The following is a 19757-nucleotide window of genomic DNA, read 5'->3' on the forward strand; positions in this document are numbered from 1 at the left end:
CGGAACCGGCCAAAACATGGCGGGCTGGTGAACGTCGTTGTTTCCCGGGGTCATTGTTTTATGCCGGTCCATGGCATAGTCAGGCCCAACGATTCGTTCCATCTTGCACGCAACATCCAATTCCATGGGTAAGCCGTTGAAATCAGCTGCAAAAGCCAAGGCCAAGGGCGTCACGGACCCCTTGGCGGCGTTCGCCGCCAAGGGCAAGGCTCCGGCCAAGCCAGCCGCTCGCGCAGGCAGCGCCGAGGGCGATTACACCGCCCGTGACATCGAGGTCCTCGAGGGCCTGGAGCCGGTGCGGCGCCGCCCCGGCATGTATATCGGCGGCACCGACGAAAAGGCGCTGCACCACCTGTTCGCCGAGGTCATCGACAACTCGATGGACGAGGCGCTGGCCGGCCACGCCACCTTCATCGAGGTCGAGCTCGATGCCGAAGGCTTCCTCACCGTGACCGACAACGGCCGCGGCATTCCGATCGATCCACATCCGAAGTTTCCCAAGAAGTCGGCGCTCGAGATCATCATGTGCACCCTGCACGCGGGCGGCAAGTTCGACTCCAAGGTCTACGAGACCTCGGGCGGTCTGCACGGCGTCGGCATCTCCGTGGTGAACGCGCTGTCGACCCGGCTCGAGGTCGAGGTCGCACGCAACCAGAAGCTCTACCGCATGATCTTCGAGCGCGGCCACCCCAAGGGCAAGCTCGAGGAGGTCGGCAAGGTCGCCAACCGGCGCGGCACCAAGGTGCGCTTCCAGCCCGACCCGACCATCTTCGGCGCCAAGGCGACGTTCAAGCCGCAGCGCCTGTTCAAGATGGCGCGCTCGAAAGCCTATCTGTTCGGCGGCGTCGAGATCCGCTGGAAATGCGATCCGTCGCTGCTGAAGGGCATCGAGGACGTCCAGCCCGAGGCGACGTTCCACTTCCCGGGCGGCCTGAAGGACTATCTGGCCGCGGCGATCCATGCCGACACGCTGGTCCACCCGGATATCTTCGCCGGCAAGTCGGGCCGCACCGGCGGCCATGGCGGCTGCGAATGGGCGGTCGCCTGGACCGCTGATGCCGACGGCTTCCTGTCGTCCTACTGCAACACGATTCCGACACCCGACGGCGGCACGCACGAATCCGGCATCCGCAGCGCGCTGCTGCGCGGCCTGAAGGACCACGCCGAGCGCGTCGGCCAGGGCAAGCGCTCGGCCAACATCACCTCCGAGGACATCATGGCGGGCGCCGCCATCATGCTCTCGGTGTTCGTGCGCGAGCCGGAATTCCAGGGCCAGACCAAGGACCGCCTCGCCACCGCCGAAGCCCAGCGCATCGTCGAGCAGGCCGTCAAGGACCCGTTCGACCACTGGCTGTCCGGCAATCCGGTGCAGGCCAACCGGCTGCTCGATTTCGTCATCGAGCGCGCCGAGGAGCGCATCCGCCGTCGCCAAGAGAAGGAGACGGCGCGCAAGACCGCGACCAAGAAGCTGCGCCTGCCGGGCAAGCTTGCCGATTGCACCGATGCCGGCACCGAGGGCTCCGAGCTGTTCATCGTCGAGGGCGATTCGGCCGGCGGCAGCGCCAAGCAGGCGCGCGACCGCAAGAAGCAGGCGGTGCTGCCGCTGCGCGGCAAGATCCTCAACGTGGCCTCGGCCGGCAAGGACAAGCTGACGGCGAATGCCCAGCTCGCCGACCTCGTGATGGCGATCGGCGCTGGCACGGGCACGTCGTATCGCGAAGAGGATCTGCGCTACCAGCGTATCATCATCATGACCGATGCCGACGTGGACGGCGCCCACATCGCCTCGCTGCTGATCACGTTCTTCTACAGGCAGATGAGACCGCTGATCGACGAGGGCCACCTCTACCTCGCCGTGCCGCCGCTCTACCGACTGACCCATGGCAGCAAGACGTTCTACGCGCGCGACGATGCCCACCGGGACGAGCTCCTCAAGCGCGAGTTCAACGCCAACGCCAAGGTCGAGATCGGCCGCTTCAAAGGTCTCGGCGAGATGATGCCGGCGCAATTGAAGGAAACCACCATGGATCCGGCCAAGCGCACCCTGCTGCGCGTGATGCTGCTCGCCGAAGATCGCGACGGCACCGCCGACTCGGTCGAGCGGCTGATGGGGACCAAGGCGGAGGCCCGCTTTGCCTTCATTTCGGAAAAGGCCGAATTCGCCAGCGACGAGCTGCTCGACGTCTAGCTTTTGACCCGATTTCACGCCTCGATTGCAGGTTCCATTCACTCGCGCGAACCTGCAATCACCTAGTTTGATCAGAGACTTACGAGGGCCGCGCGCATCCCGCAGCGCACTTTCCCCTCCGGTGTGCTCAACCTGCAACAGCTTTTGGGCACCAATCGGCTATAGTTCGGGCACATCTGGCGAGGGAATCGCCGCCGCAACCCGGCACCTGCGACACGACGATCTTGGGGAATTGAATATGAAAAAGCTTTTGCTTGCTGCCACTGCGCTGGTTGCGATCACGGGTGCCGCTTCGGCTGCTGATCTGGCGGCTCGCCCCTATGTGAAGGCTCCGATGATGCCGGTGGCGCCGAGCTGGACCGGGTTCTACATCTTCGGTGGCGCTGGTGGCGGCCTCTGGGATGCGGACTCGCACACCAACTTCAACGGCGTGCCGGTGACGATCGATCAGCGCGTCGGCGGCGACGGCTTCCTCGGCACGGTCGGTGCGGGTTATGACTGGCAGGTCAACCCGACCTGGGTTTTCGGCCTGTTCGCTGACGGCCAGTTCGGCAGCCTGCGCGGCACCCTGCAGGATCAGTTCGCTGCCCTGACCGGCCGCATCAAGATGGAAACCGCCTGGGCCGCGGGCGCCCGCGTCGGCTACCTGGTTGCGCCGAACGTGCTGTCCTACGTCAACGCCGGCTACTCCGGTTCGCACTGGTCGGGCACTGGCCTGACCACCCTCACGGGCGCGGCGTCCGGCTTCCACACCGACTCGTTCAACCGCAACGGCTGGTTCGTCGGTGGCGGCGTCGAGAACAACCTGAACATCTTCGGCATCTCGGCGCCGGGCTGGTTCATGAAGACCGAATATCGCGCCGCCTACTACGACCGCAAGGACATCGCGGTCCGTACTGACGTCGGCAACCTCGCGACGACCGACTCGGTCAGCTTCAAGCCGTGGGTGCAGACCATCAGCACCTCGCTGGTCTACCGCTTCAACTGGACCGGCCCGGCCGTCAAGTACTGAGCAGACCGCACTCGGTCGTTCGATCATTCTGCGAAAAGCCCCGGTTGATCCGGGGCTTTTTGTTTTCGGCTCGGATATTGGCGGCTGGAGCCGCTGGTCATCTGCCGCGGCGGCCGCTAGCCTCCTCGTCATAAAACTTCACAAAAAAGACGGCAGCAGCGTCTCCGATGCTGTGACGCGGTCGATGAGGGAGGAAGTGGCCATGCGGAGATTCCTGATGATCGGCGGCCTGCTTCTGCTCGCCGTCGGCCTGCTCTGGGTCGGCCAGGGCACCGGGGTGGTGGCATGGCCGCGGACGAGCTTCATGATCAACCAGCTGCAATGGGCCGGCTACGGCGTCGGCATGGGTGCACTCGGCCTGGTGATGATCTGGCAGGGCACCTGCTGACGTCTGACAACAACATGGAGACACGACATGGCGGGCCGCTTCGACCTGAGTGGCAAGGTTGCGATCGTGACAGGAGGCAACGGCGGAATCGGCCTGGGGATGGCGCGCGGGCTTGCCGATGCCGGCGCCGACATTGCCGTGGTCGGCCGCAACGAAGCCAAGTCACAGGCGGCGGTGGCTGATCTCGCCGGTCGCGGCGGCCGTGCCATCGCCGTCACAGCCGACGTCAGCGACAAGGACGACGTCGCCGCCATGGTCGCGCGCGTGGCCAGCGAGCTCGGTCGTATCGACATCCTCATCAACAATGCCGGCATGAGCATTCGCAAGCCGCCGCACGTGCTCGAGCTGGAGGAGTGGCAGCAGGTGATCGACACCAATCTCACCAGCGCGTTCCTGTGCTCGAAGGCCGCCTACCCGGCCCTCAAGGCGAGCGGCGGCGGCAAAATCATCAACATCGGCTCGATGCTGTCGATCTTCGGCGCCAGCTTCGCGCCGGCCTACGCGGCCAGCAAAGGCGGCATCGTGCAGTACACGCGCGCCTGTGCCTGCGCCTGGGCGCCCGACAACATCCAGGTCAACGCGATTCTGCCGGGCTGGATCGACACCGACCTGACGCGCGCGGCGCGTAGCCAGATCGACGGCCTGCACGACCGCGTGCTGGCGCGCACGCCCGCGGCACGGTGGGGCGACATCGACGACTTCGCCGGCATCGCGACGTTCCTGAGCTCGCCGGCCTCCGACTTCGTCACCGGTACCGCGATTCCCGTCGATGGTGGCTATTCGATCATGGCGTAGCCGACGCCTCAGCGTCGAAAGCTCTTGATCTCGGAGACGCTGCCGTCGCGATAGGTCAACTCCACCGAGACGAACTTCGTCGCCGGCGGCAGCTTCAAATAGGGCGTGGCGTTGGAGGGAATCGCAATGGGATCGCGCATGTCGCAGCCGGGCATGTTGAGGACCTTGTCCGGCACCGCCGTGTCGATGCCGATGCGGACCTCGCGGATGGCGCAGCGATACGACATCAGGTGCGTGTAGTAGACCAGGAGGCCGTTGAACTCGCGGAACGACAGCCAGCTCGTCGCGGTCATGTCGAGGATCTTGCGCTGATCGTGCACCAGCGCGGCCTCCGGCTCGAAGCGGATCGGGAACGGTCCCTGCATCTCGCCGGATGCATCGACATAGCGGACCTGGATGGTGCCCGCGGGCGCATCCGCCGGCAGCTGGATCGAGGGATTGGGCATGCGCTTGCGCGTGCGCGGATCGAGCACGTCCATGAAGCCTGTCTCGCGAAACTCTCCTGCGTCGCCCATGCGCCAGGAAATGCCGAGCGTCGGATCGGCGATCGAGAAGGTGACGGTCCAGCCGCCATTGTGGCGCGAGAACATCGCGATCGGTGCGTTCAGGCTCTCGTTCGCCGGCGGAATGCGCGGCGCGGAGACGGGAGGCAGCGCCGCAAGCTTCTGCTGCGGCTCGGCCGGCTTGTCGGCCGCAGCCGGCCCCTTCGCCATGCCGTTGAGAAAGACATCGTCGACCATCTGGTCGAAATAGACCGGGATCTGCTTGTGCCGCACGGTCTCGGCGAGCTCGCTGACCACGCGGCGGGTGCGCTGCGCGACCTGCACCAGATTGACGCCGGGCTGCGTCAGCTCCTTGGCGAAGGTGCGCGTGAACACCGAGTTCGGATTGGCGTCATCGTTGGAGAGACGGTCGAGCGCGGTCTGGCGTGGGCCGGCCGAGAACACCGAGAATACGCCTTCGGGCAACTGCGTCATCGGCGCCAGGCCGCCCCCGCCCGCCACCGCGCGCGTGCCCGAGCGCTCGAACGGATTGTTGCGGCAGGCATCGAACACCAGGATCGAGGTGCGCGCCTTCTTGTTCTGCAGCCGCTCGATGACGCGGTCCGCGAGGATCGAGGCGTCGCGCACCAGCTCTTCCTGGCCTTCGGTGGCCGCGGGCACGTCGGTCGGCAACAGGAAGTTCTGGCCCGCGATCTCGAAGCCATGACCGGCATAGAAGAAGAACGCGGTGTCGCCCGGCTCGACGGCGTTGTCGAACGCCAGCAGCGTCTGGCTGAACTGCTGGCGATTGAGATTCTCCGCGACCATGACGTTGAAGCCGAGCTGCTTCAGCGTGTCGCCCATCGTCCGCGCGTCGTTGACGGCCTTCTGCAGCTTCGGCACGAACCGGTAGTCGTTATTGCCGATCACGAGCGCGACGCGCTTCTCGGCATGCGCGGCCGGCGCCAGAACCACCGCCAGCATCGCCAGCCCGCACGCCAGCCACATCCGCATCGATCTCATCGTCCGTCCCTGCACTCATCGCGTGGGCTGCCGCCCTCGGATAGTCGACGGCACGCCGCCACCGGTTCATCCCCGGGGCACACGCGGCTGCTCCCCCTGCCGAACACACGCCGCAATTCCGTCGACAATTCGACCGGAGCGCTTTCCGCGACCGGCCGCCAGTGCTTCGGAGCACCCGAATGCGACAGCTCGACGACAGGTTGCCTGCAAATAATGCAAAAACATTAAGCTTTTTCGGTACTTCGCCCCCCTCTTCCATTGACTTTGCAGGATTCGCCCCTATCTTCCGCAGCAGCGCGGCCGGATCGCATCCGATTCCTGAGAAATTGACCGCGGGCCGGCGCTAGTCAGAAAACCCCCAGCTTCCTTAGAGCATGCCGTTTCGGGGTTGAGCGCGACCACAGCCTTTTACCCTCGATTCCTAACGGCGGCGTCGAATAGAGGCCCCGTCGCCTATCGGCGCGTGACATAGAGGCTCGATGTCTTTTTCCAATCTCGGCTTGTCCGACAAGGTGTTGGCTGCAGTTGCGGCCACCGGCTACACCAACCCGACCCCCATTCAGGAACAGGCGATTCCTCATGTGCTGGCGCGCCGCGACGTGCTCGGCATCGCCCAGACCGGTACCGGCAAGACCGCCGCTTTCGTCCTGCCGATGCTCACGATCCTCGAAAAGGGCCGCGCCCGCGCGCGAATGCCACGCACCCTGATCCTGGAGCCGACCCGCGAGCTGGCGGCCCAGGTCAAAGAGAACTTCGATCGCTACGGCGCCGGACAGAAGCTCAATGTCGCCCTGCTGATCGGCGGCGTCTCCTTCGGCGACCAGGACGCCAAGCTGACCCGCGGGGTCGACGTGCTGATCGCCACGCCGGGCCGACTGCTCGATCATACCGAGCGCGGCGGCCTTCTCCTCACTGGCGTCGAGTTGCTGGTCATCGACGAAGCCGACCGCATGCTCGACATGGGCTTCATTCCCGACATCGAACGCATCTGCAAGCTCGTTCCCTTCACCCGCCAGACCCTGTTCTTCACCGCGACCATGCCGCCGGAAATCCGGCGCATCACCGAAGCCTTCCTGCACAATCCGCAGAAGGTCGAGGTCTCCAAGCCGGCGACGACAGCCGTCACGGTGACCCAGTTGCAGGTGCCCTCGGGACGCGAGGCGCATCAGAAGCGCGAGGTGCTGCGCAGGCTGTTGCGGGACGCCAAGGATCTCAACAACGCGATCATCTTCTGCAACCGCAAGCGTGATGTCGCCATCGTTCACAAGTCGCTGCAGAAGCATGGCTTCAGCGTCGGCGCCCTGCACGGCGACATGGACCAGTCGGCCCGCACCGCCGCGCTCGATCAATTCCGCAAGGGCGAACTGCCATTGCTCGTCGCCTCCGACGTCGCCGCACGCGGCCTCGACATTCCCGAAGTCAGCCACGTCTTCAATTTCGACGTGCCGCATCATTCGGACGACTACGTTCACCGCATCGGCCGTACCGGCCGCGCCGGACGGACCGGCACTGCAATCTCGATCGTGGCTCCGGCCGACCAGAAGTCGATGGTCGCGATCGAGAAGCTGATCGGACAAGGCATTCCCACCATCGAAGGCGACTACGAGGTGCAGGAATCCTCGGGCGACGAGGACAGCCGTGAGCGGCGTCCGCGCGACGCCGCGCGTCGCGGCAGCCGCGGCAAGGCGCGGGAGCGCGATGCGGGATCGCGTGATCGTGATGCAGCTCCGCGCGAGCGCGATCGTGAGCCGCGGCCAGCAGCGCCGCGCGCCGCCCAGGCAGCTTCTCCCCGGCCTGCTGCGCCGAGCGCCCGCAAGGAACAACCGCGTAACGAACAGCCTCGCAATGAAGCGCGGCGGCCGCGGCGCGACCACGACAACGAGCCTGCCGATCATTCACATCTGCCGGCGTTCCTGCTTCGCCCGGTGCGGGCCCCGCTTCCCTGAGCGAGTACAAGATTCCGGGCTGCGCGACATGCGGCCGCCCGGACTGTCGCGTCCGCGATGATCAGTTGCTGCATTCGTCGTACTTGACTGGAGTCGACATCGCCGAGCCCTCGGCGAATGCGCGCGTGCGCGAATAGTTCCAGCTCGCGCCAGCAAGTTCCCGCAGCATCCTATGCAGCTCATTGAACATATGCGGTGCCGGTCCCAGATGAACGGCTCGTGCGCATATCCGGGACTCTACGGCCGTATTTACCCCTGGTTCACAAACGTCCTTTAGCTTGGCCGGCATTGTTTATTTCATTGCTGTGACGACGACGGCGACGCGGGCGATTGGGGGAGAACCTGTGGTGGTCAATGCGCTTGACGAACACGAACGCACGATAGGCTTCGCCGAAGTCGCGCTCAGCCAGATCAGAACGCTTCGCCATTCGGCCAATCCGCGCAACTACGAGATCTGGTACGTCTACGCGACGGGCTACAACGCACCGCTGAACGAGATCATCAACGAGACGCTGTCGCGCAACGGCAAGCTGTCGCAGTCCGATCTGGATCAGCTCTACGACTCCTACCTCGCGCATCTCAAGACCTCGGATCGCATCGACAAGGTCGGCGCGCGCGTGGTCGGCGAGATCGACGACCTGATGAACATGCTCAGCGATGCTCTCGGCAGGACGGCGAGCTACGATGCGACCCTCGCGGGCGCCGATCTGCGGCTTGCATCGGCCACCAGCCGCGAGCAACTGGTCGACATCATCGAGGCGCTAGCCCATTCGACCAAGCAGATGCGCGAAACCAACCGCATCCTCGAAGAGCGGCTGACGCTGTCGAAGGACGAGATCAGCGGGCTGCAACACAGCCTGGAGGTGATCCGGGCCGAGAGCCTGACCGATCCGCTCACAGGGCTCGGCAACCGCAAATATTTCGACCGGATGCTCGAGACGACGGTGCAGTCGGGGCTCGCGACCCGGCAGCCGCTGTCGCTGCTGATGTTCGACATCGACCATTTCAAGTCCTTCAACGACTCCTACGGACATCTCACCGGAGACCAGGTGCTGCGGCTCGTCGGGATGACCCTGAAGCATGCCATCAAGGGCCAGGACATCGCCGCGCGCTACGGCGGCGAGGAGTTCGCTGTCGTTCTGCCGAACACCACGCTGCAGCACGCACTGACAGTGGCCGATCACATCCGCCGCGCCGTCACGGCAAAGGAGCTGAAGAAGAAGTCGACCGGGGAGATCCTCGGACGTGTGACGATCTCGGTCGGCCTGTCCCTGCTGCGGGCCGGTGACGATACGGATACGCTGATCGAACGCGCCGACGCCTGCCTCTATGCCGCCAAGCGCAGCGGGCGCAACAAGGTGGTGTGCGAGAACGATCCCGAATATGCGGCAGCCACGCGCGGCCAGGTTGCCTGAGGGCCAGGTGGCCAGCCGAGCGTCGAGAGCATCAGCGCGTCCGCGATGATGCTGTGCGCGACGTCCGGCCCCGCACCGCCGTCGCGCTGCGAGCCTTGCGGCCGGCGGGCGCCGTTTCCGCGCCCTTGCCAACGCTCTTGGCAACGTTCTTGGCCACCTTCCCCGTCTTGACCGACTTGGTCTTTTTCGCTGCTGTCTTGGTCGCTCCGGACTTGCTCCGACCACGCGCCGGTACCGCCTCGCTGCGCGGCGCAGCCCGTTTCTTGCTGGTTCGCTTGCTCAAGGCGGCCCTCTGCGCCGCCGCAAACGCATCTCTCGCCCATGCCGCGAACTCATCGGTGTCGTCGAACAGATGCGCCGGCACCTGCCAATACGAGCGCACCGTCATGGTCCGCGCGCGCGTCTCGTAGGAGAACGGCTTGGATCCGGCCTCCTCGAACCTGGCAAAGCTGGCCTCATCGGCGCGCAGGTAGAGACCGCTGCGCAGCGCGAGCGCAAAGTTGATGCCGTCGGCAGAGATGCCGAAGCCGGAGAACATCCGCCGGATCGTGACCGGACCGAAGCCGGCGAACAGATCGGTCAGGAATTCGCGGTCCATCGCACCAGCTCCCGCCAACACCCAGTTGCTCGCCTGGAGTTTTCGGTCGGGAGGGGGGCGTGTGTCAATGTCCGGAACGCGACAGGGTCCGGTGCCGTCCCGGCGGAAAGCCGACGATCAGACCTCGGCCGGCTTGAGCTGAACCGACTCGCCGCAGCCGCAGGCGCTGATCTGGTTCGGGTTGTTGAACACGAATTGCGCCTGCATCTTGTCGGCCTGATAGTCCATCTCGGTCCCGAGCAGAAACAGCACGGCCTTGGGATCGACCAGGATCTTCACGCCCTTGTCCTCGACCACCTCGTCGGTCGGCCGGATATCGTGGGCATATTCGACCGTGTAGGACTGTCCGGCGCAGCCACCGTTCTTGACCCCGACGCGCAATCCGATGATCTCGGATTCCGCGCGTGCGGTCAGTTCGCGGATGCGCGTGGCCGCGGCATCGGTCAGCCGCATGACCTGCGGACGGGGCCGCGGCTTCGGCTTGCTGGCGACTGGCGTGTTGGTCATATCGGTCATCTGGTCAATCCCGGCGTTCGATCAATCCCGACCGCCATTCAAACGTCGTGCCTCACCACATGTTGAGGACGAGGCGCGCCTCGTCGCTCATCCGGTCCGGCGTCCATTGCGGCTCCCAGACAATGCTCACATTCACTACGCCGACGCCCGGGACGCTGGCGATCGCGTTCTCCACCATGGTCGGCAACTCGCCGGCCGCCGGACAGTTCGGCGTCGTCAAGGTCATCATCACGTCGACGCTGCGGTCGTCCTTGATGTCGACCTTGTAGATCAGGCCGAGCTCATAGATGTCGGCCGGGATCTCCGGGTCGAACACCGTCTTCAGCGCCGCGATGATCTCGGTGGAAAGCCGCTCGGTCTCCTCCGGCGGCAGCGCCGAATGGGTTTCGACAGTCTGAGTTTTGACGTCGGCCGTGTCGGTCATGCAAACAATTCCCGCGCCTTGATCAATGCCTGTGCAAGCTGATCGACCTCTTCCCTCGTATTGTACATGCCAAACGAGGCCCTGCAGGTCGCCGTGACGTTGAATCTCTCCAAAAGCGGCATCACGCAGTGCGTGCCCGCACGCACCGCGACGCCCTGGCGGTCGATCACGGTCGCGATGTCATGAGCATGCGCCCCCTTCATCTCGAACGAGATCACCGGCCCCTTGCCCTTGGCGGTGCCGATCAGCCGCAGCGAGTTGATCTCGCGCAGCCGATCCTGGGCATAGGTGAGCAGGTCGTGCTCATGCGCGGCGATGCGCTCCTTGCCGACCGAGTTGACGTAATCGATCGCGGCGCCCAGCCCGACCGCCTCGACGATCATCGGGGTGCCCGCCTCGAACTTGTGCGGCGGATCGCCATAGGTGACCCAGTCGCGCGCAACCTCGCGGATCATCTCGCCGCCGCCATTGTAGGGGCGCATGGCAACGAGGTGGTCGTATTTGGCGTAGAGCACGCCGATCCCGGTCGGCCCGTACAGCTTGTGGCCGGTGAAGACGTAGAAGTCGCAGTCGATGTCCTGGACGTCGATGGCGAGATGCACGGCGGCCTGGCTGCCGTCGACCAGCACCGGGATGCCGCGCGCATGCGCAATCCGAACGACCTCCTTCACCGGCACGAGCGTGCCCAGCATGTTCGACATCTGCGTGATCGCGACCAGCTTGGTCCTGGGCGTCAGCAGCTTCTCGAACTCGTCGATCAGGAAGTTGCCCTCATCGTCGACCGGGGCCCACTTGATCACCGCGCCCTGCCGCTCCCTGAGGAAATGCCAGGGGACGATGTTGGAATGGTGCTCCATGATCGAGAGCACGATCTCGTCGCCCTCGCCGATGTTCGGCCCGCCCCACGACGACGCGACCAGATTGATCGCCTCGGTCGCGTTGCGGGTGAAGATGATCTCCTCGCTGCGGCGCGCATTGAGGAAGCGCGTGACCCGCTCCCGGCCGCCCTCATAAGCTTCCGTGGCGGCATTGGCGAGATAATGCAGGCCGCGATGCACGTTGGCATATTCGCTGGTATAGGCCTGCGTCATGCGGTCGAGCACCGCGCGCGGCTTCTGTGCCGAGGCGGCATTGTCGAGATAGACGAGCTTCTTGCCGTAGACCTGCAGCGCCAGCGCCGGAAAGTCCTCGCGGATGCGGGCGACGTCGTAGGATCCGTTGGAGACGGCGGGATGCGTGCTCATGCGCGCGCCTCCATCCAGTCCTGGGCGGCCGCGATGACGCGCTCGCGCAAGGAATCGTCCTCGATCGCCTCGATGGCTTCGCCGACGAAGGCCTGGATCAGCAGCGCCTGGGCCTGCTTCTCCGGCAGGCCGCGGGCCTGCAGATAGAACAACAGGCTGTCGTCGAGCGCGCCGGCGGTGGCGCCATGGCCGCAGGAGACGTCGTCGGCGAAGATCTCGAGTTCGGGCTTGCTGTCGGCCTCGGCCTCGTCGGACAACAGCAGCGCCCGCGTCATCATCTTGCCGTCGGTCTGCTGCGCGTCGGGGCGGACGATGATGCGGCCCTGGAACACCGAATGGGCGCGATCGTCGAGCACCGCGCGAAAGTTCTCGCGGCTGGTGCAGCCGGGCACCGCGTGATCGACCACCAGCGTCAGGTCGCCATGCTGCTTGTCGCGCAGCAGGTTGACGCCGTTGATGATCAGCTCGCTGCCTTCGCCCTTGAGAGTGATGAAGCCCTGCAGACGACTGACGGCGCCGCCGGTCGTCATGTTGAAGAGATTGAGTTTCGACCGCGCACCGACCTCGTACTTGGCGGACGTGATGTTAACGGCATCCCTGGCATCGCGCATCAGGCGAATGGTGGACAGCGCAGCGTCGTCACCGACGGAGACGACCACGGCGTCATTGGCCTGATAGCCCGAGGCGCCATCGGCAGCGATCGCGCTTTCGATCAAGGTGGCCTGCGCGCCGTTCCCCACCGAAAGATGCGAGCGACTGGCACGCGATGCCTGCGATGCCGTCGCGATGTGAATGATCTGCAGCGGATGCGAGAGCTTTGCACCATCCGCCACGGAGATCAGGACTCCGTCGGTCGCGAGCGCACCGTTCAACAGGACCATCGCATCGTTGACGGTCGTCTCCAGCAGCCGCTCGCTGCCGGCGCTCTGCAGCGCCTCGCGCAGCGTGTGAACCTTGACACCATCTTCGGAGGCCGAGATGTCCGAGAGCTCCGCCACGAACACGCCGTCGACCAGCACCAGCTTCCGAGCACCGTCGACGGCAACAGAAGCCAGCACGGTTTTTGCCCGCGCCAGCGCCGCCGCGTCCGGCGCGCCTGCCAGCGGCAGCACCTCGCGCATCAGCGCACGCAGATCGGTGTACTTCCATTCCTCGATACGACGGTGCGGCAGGCCGGTGCGCTCGAAGGCCGAGAAGGCTTCGCGCCGGATATCGACCACCTTGCCGGTGCCGGGCAGACGGCCCAGAGCGGCAGAGAGCAAGCTGCTCGCCGCCGGACCGCTGTCGTTCTTGACCAAAGCTACGTTCATCACAGATCCATTCGCGAGCTCAGGCCGCGTCTTCGAACTGGGCGTAGCCGGACGCCTCCAGCTCGAGCGCGAGCTCCTTGCCGCCGCTCTTCACGACGCGCCCCTTCGACATCACATGAACGACGTCGGGGACGATGTAGTTCAGCAGCCGCTGATAGTGGGTGATCACGATCATCGAGCGATCGGCTGCGCGCAGCGCGTTGACGCCGTCGGCGGCGATGCGCAGCGCGTCGATGTCGAGGCCGGAATCCATCTCGTCGAGGATGCAGAGCGACGGCTGGAACAGCGCCATCTGCAGCACCTCGTTGCGCTTCTTCTCGCCGCCGGAAAAGCCGACATTGACGCCGCGCTTGAGCATGTCCTGCGGAATGCTGAGCGATTTCGAGATCTCGCGCACCTTCCTGAGGAAGTCCGGCGTCGAATATTCCTCCTCGCCGCGCGCCTTGCGCTGCGCGTTCAGCGCTGTCCGCAGGAAGGTCATGGTCGCGACGCCGGGGATCTCCACCGGGTACTGGAACGCCAGGAACACGCCCTTGGCGGCACGCTCGTCCGGTGCCATGGCGAGCAGATCCTCGCCCTTGAACAGGATCTCGCCGCCGGTCACCTCATAGCCCGGCTTGCCGGCGATGACGTGGGACAGCGTCGACTTGCCGGAGCCGTTCGGCCCCATGATCGCATGCACCTTGCCGGCGTCGATCGACAGCGTCAGGCCGTGGAGAATCTCGCGCTCCTCGACGCGGACCTGCAGGTTGTTGATTTCGAGTAGTGCCATGATCTGTTTCCGCTCAACGCTTGCCCTGGCGGCACCGATTCCATCGGGTCCAAGGACGTATGATATCGATATCAGCACGAGCGGGCCGCGCCGCGGCCCTGCTGCAATATGGCCTCAGCCGACCGAACCTTCGAGGCTGATCGAGATCAGCTTCTGCGCCTCGACTGCGAACTCCATCGGGAGCTGCTGCAGCACGTCCTTGACGAAGCCGTTGACGACCAGGCCAACCGCCTCCTCCTGCGAAAGACCGCGCTGGATGCAGTAGAACAGCACGTCTTCGGAGATCTTGGACGTGGTCGCCTCGTGCTCGAAGGTGGCCGAGGAGTTCTTGGCCTCGATATACGGCACGGTATGCGCACCGCATTTGTCGCCGATCAGCAGCGAATCGCAGGCAGTGAAGTTGCGCGCGCCGGTCGCCTTGCGATGCGCCGTGACCAGACCACGATAGGTGTTCTGCGAGCGGCCCGCGGCGATGCCCTTGGAAATGATGCGGCTCGACGTGTTCTTGCCGAGGTGAATCATCTTGGTGCCCGAGTCGACCTGCTGATAGCCGTTCGAGATCGCAATCGAATAAAATTCACCGCGAGAGTTATCGCCACGCAGGATGCAGCTCGGATACTTCCAGGTGATCGCAGATCCCGTCTCGACCTGGGTCCAGGAGATCTTGGAGTTGGCGCCACGGCAGTCGCCACGTTTGGTGACGAAGTTGTAGATGCCGCCCTTGCCTTCCGAGTTGCCCGGATACCAGTTCTGCACCGTCGAGTACTTGATCTCGGCATCATCCAGCGCGACCAGCTCGACCACCGCCGCGTGCAGCTGGTTCTCGTCGCGCTGCGGCGCGGTGCAGCCCTCGAGATAGGACACGTAGGCGCCCTTGTCGGCGACGATCAGCGTGCGCTCGAACTGGCCGGTGTTGCGCTCGTTGATGCGGAAATAGGTCGACAGCTCCATCGGGCAGCGCACGCCCGGCGGGATATAGACGAACGAGCCGTCGGAGAAGACGGCCGAGTTCAAGGTCGCGTAGAAATTGTCGGAGGTCGGCACCACGCTGCCGAGATATTTCTGCACCAGCTCGGGATGCTCGCGGATCGCTTCCGAGATCGGCATGAAGATCACGCCCGCCTTCTTCAGCTCCTCCTTGAACGTCGTCGCCACCGACACCGAATCGAACACGGCGTCGACCGCGATCTTGCGGCTCTCGGGGCTGCCAGCGCCGGGCACCGGCTCGACGCCCTCGAGGATCGCGACCTCGCGGAGCGGAATGCCGAGCTTCTCGTAGGTCTTCAGAATCTCCGGGTCGATCTCGTCGATCGAGGAGAGCTGCTTCTTCGGCTTGGGCGCGGCGTAATAATACAGATCCTGGAAGTCGATCTTGGGGTAGTCGACGCGCGCCCAGGTCGGCTCCTGCATTGTCAGCCAGCGGCGATAGGCCTCCAGCCGCCATTCGAGCATCCAGGCGGGCTCGTTCTTCTTGCCCGAGATGAAGCGGATCGTGTCTTCGGAAAGCCCCTTGGGAGCCTTCTCGGATTCGATGAGTGTCTCGAACCCATAACGATATTGGTCGACGTCGATCCGCCTGACGCGGTCGACCGTCTCTTGTACGGCTGGCATTCCATCCTCCGCTCGCGGTTTCAAGGACCGCGGTGGACACGTTCTGGAACCGTCTTACGACGTTTCGCGGACGAAATCACGCCCTTAGAATCGCTCAAGCACGGTTTCGTCGCCACCTTTAAGTAGGGTCAATGACAGCTTTCGCCAAGCCTGCAGGCACCGGTCGACATCCGCCTCGGTCGTGGACCAGCCCAGACTGAGGCGCACCGCTCCCTGCGCCGCCGCGGAACCAACGCCCATGGCCTCCAGGACGTGCGACGGCTGGACCTTGCCAGACGAGCAGGCCGAGCCGGAAGACACCGCGATCCCTTCGAGATCGAACCCGATCACGGCCGTCTCGGCCTTGAGCCCCGGCGCCGTGAACAGCGTCGTATTCGGAAGCCGCGCCGCTTCGGAGGAAAATACCGTCACGCCGGCGGTCTGACGAAGGCCCGTTTCCAGCCGGTCGCGCAGCGCCGTGATCCGGGGCAGGTCGACCTCGAGCTCAGCCAGGGCAGCGCCGGCTGCGGCGCCAAATCCGGCAATTCCGGCCATGTTTTCGGTTCCAGCCCGGCGACCGCGCTCCTGGCCGCCACCGCGGAGAACCGGAATCGGCTCCTCCACGCCGGCGCCCAGAACCAGCGCGCCGACGCCCTTCGGTCCGCCGATCTTGTGCGCAGAGATGGTCACAAGGTCCGCGCCCATCTGTTTGATATCGAGGGGTATTTTCCCAAATGCCTGGACCGCGTCGACATGCAGCAGGCCGCCCGCCTGGTACACGATCTCAGCAACTTTCGAAACCGGTTGAAGCACCCCGGTCTCGTTGTTGGCGGCCATGACGGACACAAGCGCCAGCGGTCCCCCGGCCAGCAGGGCTTCCAGGCGGCCGGGATCGACCACGCCCGAGGCATCGACCGGGATCGTCTGCACCGCCGATGGCGCGAACCGGCCGCCGGCCAGCACCGAGGCATGCTCGATCGCCGACACCAGCAGCCGCTCGACCGGGCCGGCCGGCGCGCGCAGACCCGGGCTCAAAGCGAGCACATTGGCCTCGGTTCCGCCGGAGGTGAACATCACGCGGCGCGCGACGGTGCCGAGCCCGCGGGCGATGACCTCGCGGGCCTCCTCCATCAGCCGCCGCGCCTTGCGACCTTCGGCATGAACCGACGAGGGATTGCCGACCAGGTCCATGGCGGCGATCACCGCCGCGCGCGCTTGCGGTCGAAGCGGGGTCGTCGCGTTCCAGTCGAGATAGATCCTGTCGGCCATCGGTCCGTTCATATCAACTCGGGCCACGAACGACCATGGCTCGTCGGCACCATGATGATGCGCGACGGCCAGCGTGGTATCGTCGGGCGCGAGATTGAGATAGCGGGTCCGGTGCCATGAACAAGCTTGTCGGCTCGATGCTGCGTCCGAATGATCGGAGCTTCTACGCCATCATGGCCGGGCTCTCGCTCGGCATCGGCGTCGTCAACGCCCTCTCGGCCGCCCACGATGCCGTCAGGCGGGGAGCCGCCTATGATCTGGAAAAGCAGCTGCTGTGGGAGATGACGAGCATCATCGTCATCATCCTGCTGGCGCCGCTGCTGGTCGTCACCGTTCGATTGATCCGGCGGGGCCCGGCCGCCCCTGTCCGTCTCATCGCGCTCGCCGTTGCCGCCGTCATCGTCTTCTCCCTGCTCCACATCACCGGCATGGTGATGCTGCGCAAGCTGCTGATGTGGGGCGCTGGCGGCGCCTACGACTTCCGGTTCTCGCTCGCCACCATCGTGTACGAGTTCCGCAAGGACGTCATGACGGCGCTGCTCATCGGTGCCACGCTCTGGCTATATGACGGCTATCGCGCGAGCGCCCTCCAAGAGCCGACACGGCGATCCGAGCCTCCTGCCCCTGCCACGCTCTGGCTGCGCGACGGCGCGAGCCGCATCCGCGTCGCGCCGGCCGACATCCTGTGGGTCGCTGCGGCCGGCAACTACGTGGAATACGCCATGGCCGACGGCAGGCGACATCTGATCCGCGGCACCTTGTCGGCCGCCGAAGCCGAACTCGCCCGCTTCGCGCTGGTGCGCATCCACCGCGGCCGGCTCGTCAACATGACCAGGGTCACCGCGCTTTCGGTTCTGCCATCAGGCGAGTTCGACCTGACCTTCGACGGCGGCCAATCCGTCCAGGGCAGCCGCCGCTATCGCAGCGCGGTTGCGCCATTGGAGCAGACGGTGGTGGCGGCGCGCTGAAGCGGCCGCGGCTGGTGACGAAAACGCCTGTATTTTCATCAGATTGCAGGCGCATTCGGGGCACGCTCCGCGGCCGCCTCGCCCCGCAGCCGCTTCGATGGCACGCTCGGCATCCCCGCCGCAGCCGCCTCGCCGGGCGTTGAAAATCCTTGCTTTTTGCCCTGCGCTCCATGCTAGAAGGCCAACTTCCAGTCACGCCAGCGCCGCTCCGTCCAAGCGAACGGATGGCGCTCGATCACCACTTTTCCTGCTGATGTCCCCTGCTGACTCTTCGGCGAGGCGCCAGATGAAGCATGGACGAAGTCGGTCGACGCTCTGCCAAGGATTCTCTGATGCCTGAAGTCATCTTCAACGGTCCGGCCGGCCGCCTCGAAGGCCGTTACCATCCGGCGAAGCAGAAGAACGCGCCGATCGCGATGATCCTGCATCCGCATCCGCAGTTCCACGGCACGATGAACCATCAGATCGTGTACCAGTGCTACTACGCCTTCGCGCATCGCGGCTTCTCGGTGCTGCGCTTCAATTTCCGCGGCGTCGGCCGCAGCCAAGGCTCGTTCGACCACGGCACCGGCGAGCTGTCCGATGCGGCCTCCGCGCTCGATTGGGCGCAGACCATCAACCCCGAGGCTCGCGCCTGCTGGGTCGCCGGCTTCTCGTTCGGCGCCTGGATCGGCATGCAGCTCCTGATGCGCCGCCCGGAGGTCGAGGGCTTCATCTCGATCGCGCCGCCCGCCAACCTCTACGACTTCTCGTTCCTGGCGCCCTGCCCGTCCTCCGGCCTGATCGTGCACGGCGAGCGCGATGCGGTGGTGCCGCCCAAGGACGTCAACACGCTGGTCGAGAAGCTGAAGACGCAAAAGGGCATCGTGATCGACCAGCAGGTCATCCCCGGTGCCAACCACTTCTTCGACGGCAAGCTCGAGCCGCTCATGGAGACGATCACGGCCTATCTGGACATGCGCCTCGCCAATGTGAGGTGAGGCCGGGCGATGTTCTGTAGGTTGGGCAAAGGCGAGTCCAACGCGCCGTGCCCACCGACTTCATGTGTGCATGCTGAGCCAATGGTGGGCACGCGATCAGATCAGCGCTTTGCACCGATCTGATCGCTTGGCCTACCCTACGCCTCGCGTACTTTCTCAAGCAGCCTGCTTCAACAAATAAGCGTCGTGCCTCACAAGGAACGCGCGCAACAGCGTCGGATAATCGGCGCCGACCGCCGTCCTCACACTCGGCCGCTGCGCCAACTGATCACGCCAGGCCCGAACCTTCGGCGTTGAAGCAAAGATGCCGAGATCGGCATAGCCATCGAACACATCGAAATAGCGGAAGACCGGCGCAAACACCGCGTCGACCAGGCTGAAACGCGCACCGTTGAAATACGGCCCCTCGCCCAGCGCGTCCTCGACGCGCGCGAACTTCGCCGTCAGCGCCTCACGCTTGGCCGCGAAGACGGCGGCATCCTGCGTCGTCTCCAGGCCCCAGAGATCACCGAGGATCGCCGAGCCGAACTCCATCCAGGCGCGATGCTGCGCGCGGGCCAGCGCGTCCTCGGGATGCAGCCTCACAGCCGGCTGCGCGTCCTCGATGTACTCGCAGATCACGTTGCTCTCGAACACCGCCACCTCGCCCTGCGCCGTCGGCACCACCAGCACCGGCACCTTGCCGAGCGGCGAGATCTTCAGGAACCAGTCGGGCTTGTCGGCAAGATCGATGTCGATCCGCTCGAACGCGACACCCTTCTCGGTGAGCGCGATGACGGCGCGTTGCACATAGGGGCAGAGCTTGTGGCTGATCAGCTTCAGGGAGGGCGACATGAC

At 65.1% G+C, this 19757-nt stretch carries 19 protein-coding genes; 9 read left to right on the forward strand and 10 right to left on the reverse strand.

Annotated elements, in window-relative coordinates; all coding sequences use genetic code 11:
* Positions 1-124: 124 nt before the first annotated feature.
* From parE to QW845_RS02785, 4 genes are all read left to right on the forward strand, one after another.
* On the forward strand, positions 125-2188 hold the full coding sequence (gene parE, locus QW845_RS02770) for a DNA topoisomerase IV subunit B (protein ID WP_315800122.1): 2064 nt from the start codon (positions 125-127) through the stop codon (positions 2186-2188).
* A 238-nt stretch (positions 2189-2426) separates the two neighbouring features.
* Positions 2427-3200: a porin family protein gene (locus QW845_RS02775; RefSeq protein ID WP_315800123.1), complete on the forward strand. Its 774-nt coding sequence runs from the start codon at positions 2427-2429 to the stop codon at positions 3198-3200.
* Positions 3201-3402: 202 nt separating this feature from the next.
* On the forward strand, positions 3403-3588 hold the full coding sequence (locus QW845_RS02780) for a hypothetical protein (protein WP_009027935.1): 186 nt from the start codon (positions 3403-3405) through the stop codon (positions 3586-3588).
* Between the two features lie 27 nt (positions 3589-3615).
* The gene (locus tag QW845_RS02785) at positions 3616-4383 is read left to right on the forward strand and encodes a glucose 1-dehydrogenase (protein ID WP_315800124.1); all 768 of its coding nucleotides are present in this window, start codon (positions 3616-3618) and stop codon (positions 4381-4383) included.
* An 8-nt stretch (positions 4384-4391) separates the two neighbouring features.
* Here the strand turns inward: QW845_RS02785 and QW845_RS02790 are convergent, their stop codons facing one another.
* Positions 4392-5888, reverse strand: a complete 1497-nt coding sequence (locus QW845_RS02790; RefSeq protein ID WP_409997859.1) for a caspase domain-containing protein — start codon at positions 5886-5888, stop codon at positions 4392-4394.
* Positions 5889-6067: 179 nt separating this feature from the next.
* Here QW845_RS02790 and QW845_RS02795 point away from each other — a divergent pair, with 179 nt between their 5' ends.
* The 3 genes from QW845_RS02795 to QW845_RS02805 all read left to right on the forward strand — a co-directional run bounded on the left by QW845_RS02795 (position 6068) and on the right by QW845_RS02805 (position 9249).
* Positions 6068-6235 (forward strand): hypothetical protein, encoded by a 168-nt coding sequence (locus tag QW845_RS02795; protein WP_315800125.1) that lies wholly within the window; start codon positions 6068-6070, stop codon positions 6233-6235.
* Between the two features lie 132 nt (positions 6236-6367).
* On the forward strand, positions 6368-7834 hold the full coding sequence (locus QW845_RS02800; protein ID WP_315800126.1) for a DEAD/DEAH box helicase: 1467 nt from the start codon (positions 6368-6370) through the stop codon (positions 7832-7834).
* 347 nt (positions 7835-8181) lie between these two features.
* Positions 8182-9249, forward strand: coding sequence for a diguanylate cyclase (locus tag QW845_RS02805; RefSeq protein WP_315800127.1), 1068 nt, complete (start codon positions 8182-8184; stop codon positions 9247-9249).
* Positions 9250-9280: 31 nt separating this feature from the next.
* On the opposite strand, the gene QW845_RS02810 is transcribed toward QW845_RS02805, so the two are convergent.
* The 8 genes from QW845_RS02810 to QW845_RS02845 form a co-directional block, all read right to left on the reverse strand.
* The gene (locus tag QW845_RS02810; protein ID WP_315800128.1) at positions 9281-9847 is read right to left on the reverse strand and encodes a TfoX/Sxy family protein; all 567 of its coding nucleotides are present in this window, start codon (positions 9845-9847) and stop codon (positions 9281-9283) included.
* Positions 9848-9964: 117 nt separating this feature from the next.
* On the reverse strand, positions 9965-10354 hold the full coding sequence (locus QW845_RS02815; protein WP_257170803.1) for a HesB/IscA family protein: 390 nt from the start codon (positions 10352-10354) through the stop codon (positions 9965-9967).
* A gap of 61 nt (positions 10355-10415) precedes the next feature.
* Complete coding sequence (locus tag QW845_RS02820; protein WP_315800129.1) at positions 10416-10787, reverse strand: SUF system Fe-S cluster assembly protein; 372 nt, start codon at positions 10785-10787, stop codon at positions 10416-10418.
* Positions 10784-12031, reverse strand: coding sequence for a cysteine desulfurase (locus QW845_RS02825; RefSeq protein WP_315800130.1), 1248 nt, complete (start codon positions 12029-12031; stop codon positions 10784-10786). The genes QW845_RS02820 and QW845_RS02825 overlap by 4 nt, the downstream gene beginning before the upstream one ends.
* The gene (gene sufD, locus QW845_RS02830) at positions 12028-13341 is read right to left on the reverse strand and encodes a Fe-S cluster assembly protein SufD (protein ID WP_315800131.1); all 1314 of its coding nucleotides are present in this window, start codon (positions 13339-13341) and stop codon (positions 12028-12030) included. Before sufD ends, QW845_RS02825 begins: the two co-directional genes overlap by 4 nt.
* A 19-nt stretch (positions 13342-13360) precedes the next feature.
* Positions 13361-14113: a Fe-S cluster assembly ATPase SufC gene (gene sufC, locus QW845_RS02835; protein ID WP_315800132.1), complete on the reverse strand. Its 753-nt coding sequence runs from the start codon at positions 14111-14113 to the stop codon at positions 13361-13363.
* Positions 14114-14227: 114 nt separating this feature from the next.
* Positions 14228-15724, reverse strand: coding sequence for a Fe-S cluster assembly protein SufB (sufB, locus tag QW845_RS02840; protein ID WP_315800133.1), 1497 nt, complete (start codon positions 15722-15724; stop codon positions 14228-14230).
* 84 nt (positions 15725-15808) lie between these two features.
* Complete coding sequence (locus QW845_RS02845; protein ID WP_315800134.1) at positions 15809-16972, reverse strand: cysteine desulfurase family protein; 1164 nt, start codon at positions 16970-16972, stop codon at positions 15809-15811.
* A 116-nt stretch (positions 16973-17088) separates the two neighbouring features.
* Here QW845_RS02845 and QW845_RS02850 point away from each other — a divergent pair, with 116 nt between their 5' ends.
* Positions 17089-17940 (forward strand): LytTR family DNA-binding domain-containing protein, encoded by an 852-nt coding sequence (locus QW845_RS02850; RefSeq protein ID WP_315800135.1) that lies wholly within the window; start codon positions 17089-17091, stop codon positions 17938-17940.
* Between the two features lie 332 nt (positions 17941-18272).
* Positions 18273-18920, forward strand: coding sequence for an alpha/beta hydrolase (locus QW845_RS02855; RefSeq protein WP_008971476.1), 648 nt, complete (start codon positions 18273-18275; stop codon positions 18918-18920).
* A 156-nt stretch (positions 18921-19076) separates the two neighbouring features.
* Here the strand turns inward: QW845_RS02855 and QW845_RS02860 are convergent, their stop codons facing one another.
* A complete protein-coding gene (locus QW845_RS02860; protein WP_315800136.1) occupies positions 19077-19754 on the reverse strand; it encodes a glutathione S-transferase family protein in 678 nt (225 codons plus the stop codon).
* Positions 19755-19757: the final 3 nt, after the last annotated feature.

It is taken from the genome of Bradyrhizobium sp. SZCCHNS3002 (genome assembly GCF_032377435.1).
Lineage (GTDB): Bacteria > Pseudomonadota > Alphaproteobacteria > Rhizobiales > Xanthobacteraceae > Bradyrhizobium.

Bases quoted from the DNA above. Each gene is read 5' to 3' on its own strand.
- parE (WP_315800122.1), top strand. From the start codon at position 125: ATGGGTAAGCCGTTGAAATCAGCTGCAAAAGCCAAGGCCAAGGGCGTC.
- QW845_RS02775 (WP_315800123.1), top strand. From the start codon at position 2,427: ATGAAAAAGCTTTTGCTTGCTGCCACTGCGCTGGTTGCGATCACGGGT.
- QW845_RS02780 (WP_009027935.1), top strand. From the start codon at position 3,403: ATGCGGAGATTCCTGATGATCGGCGGCCTGCTTCTGCTCGCCGTCGGC.
- QW845_RS02785 (WP_315800124.1), top strand. From the start codon at position 3,616: ATGGCGGGCCGCTTCGACCTGAGTGGCAAGGTTGCGATCGTGACAGGA.
- QW845_RS02790 (WP_409997859.1), bottom strand. From the start codon at position 5,888: ATGAGATCGATGCGGATGTGGCTGGCGTGCGGGCTGGCGATGCTGGCG.
- QW845_RS02795 (WP_315800125.1), top strand. From the start codon at position 6,068: ATGCGACAGCTCGACGACAGGTTGCCTGCAAATAATGCAAAAACATTA.
- QW845_RS02800 (WP_315800126.1), top strand. From the start codon at position 6,368: ATGTCTTTTTCCAATCTCGGCTTGTCCGACAAGGTGTTGGCTGCAGTT.
- QW845_RS02810 (WP_315800128.1), bottom strand. From the start codon at position 9,847: ATGGACCGCGAATTCCTGACCGATCTGTTCGCCGGCTTCGGTCCGGTC.
- QW845_RS02815 (WP_257170803.1), bottom strand. From the start codon at position 10,354: ATGACCAACACGCCAGTCGCCAGCAAGCCGAAGCCGCGGCCCCGTCCG.
- QW845_RS02820 (WP_315800129.1), bottom strand. From the start codon at position 10,787: ATGACCGACACGGCCGACGTCAAAACTCAGACTGTCGAAACCCATTCG.
- QW845_RS02825 (WP_315800130.1), bottom strand. From the start codon at position 12,031: ATGAGCACGCATCCCGCCGTCTCCAACGGATCCTACGACGTCGCCCGC.
- sufD (WP_315800131.1), bottom strand. From the start codon at position 13,341: ATGAACGTAGCTTTGGTCAAGAACGACAGCGGTCCGGCGGCGAGCAGC.
- sufC (WP_315800132.1), bottom strand. From the start codon at position 14,113: ATGGCACTACTCGAAATCAACAACCTGCAGGTCCGCGTCGAGGAGCGC.
- sufB (WP_315800133.1), bottom strand. From the start codon at position 15,724: ATGCCAGCCGTACAAGAGACGGTCGACCGCGTCAGGCGGATCGACGTC.
- QW845_RS02845 (WP_315800134.1), bottom strand. From the start codon at position 16,972: ATGGCCGACAGGATCTATCTCGACTGGAACGCGACGACCCCGCTTCGA.
- QW845_RS02850 (WP_315800135.1), top strand. From the start codon at position 17,089: ATGAACAAGCTTGTCGGCTCGATGCTGCGTCCGAATGATCGGAGCTTC.
- QW845_RS02855 (WP_008971476.1), top strand. From the start codon at position 18,273: ATGCCTGAAGTCATCTTCAACGGTCCGGCCGGCCGCCTCGAAGGCCGT.
- QW845_RS02860 (WP_315800136.1), bottom strand. From the start codon at position 19,754: ATGTCGCCCTCCCTGAAGCTGATCAGCCACAAGCTCTGCCCCTATGTG.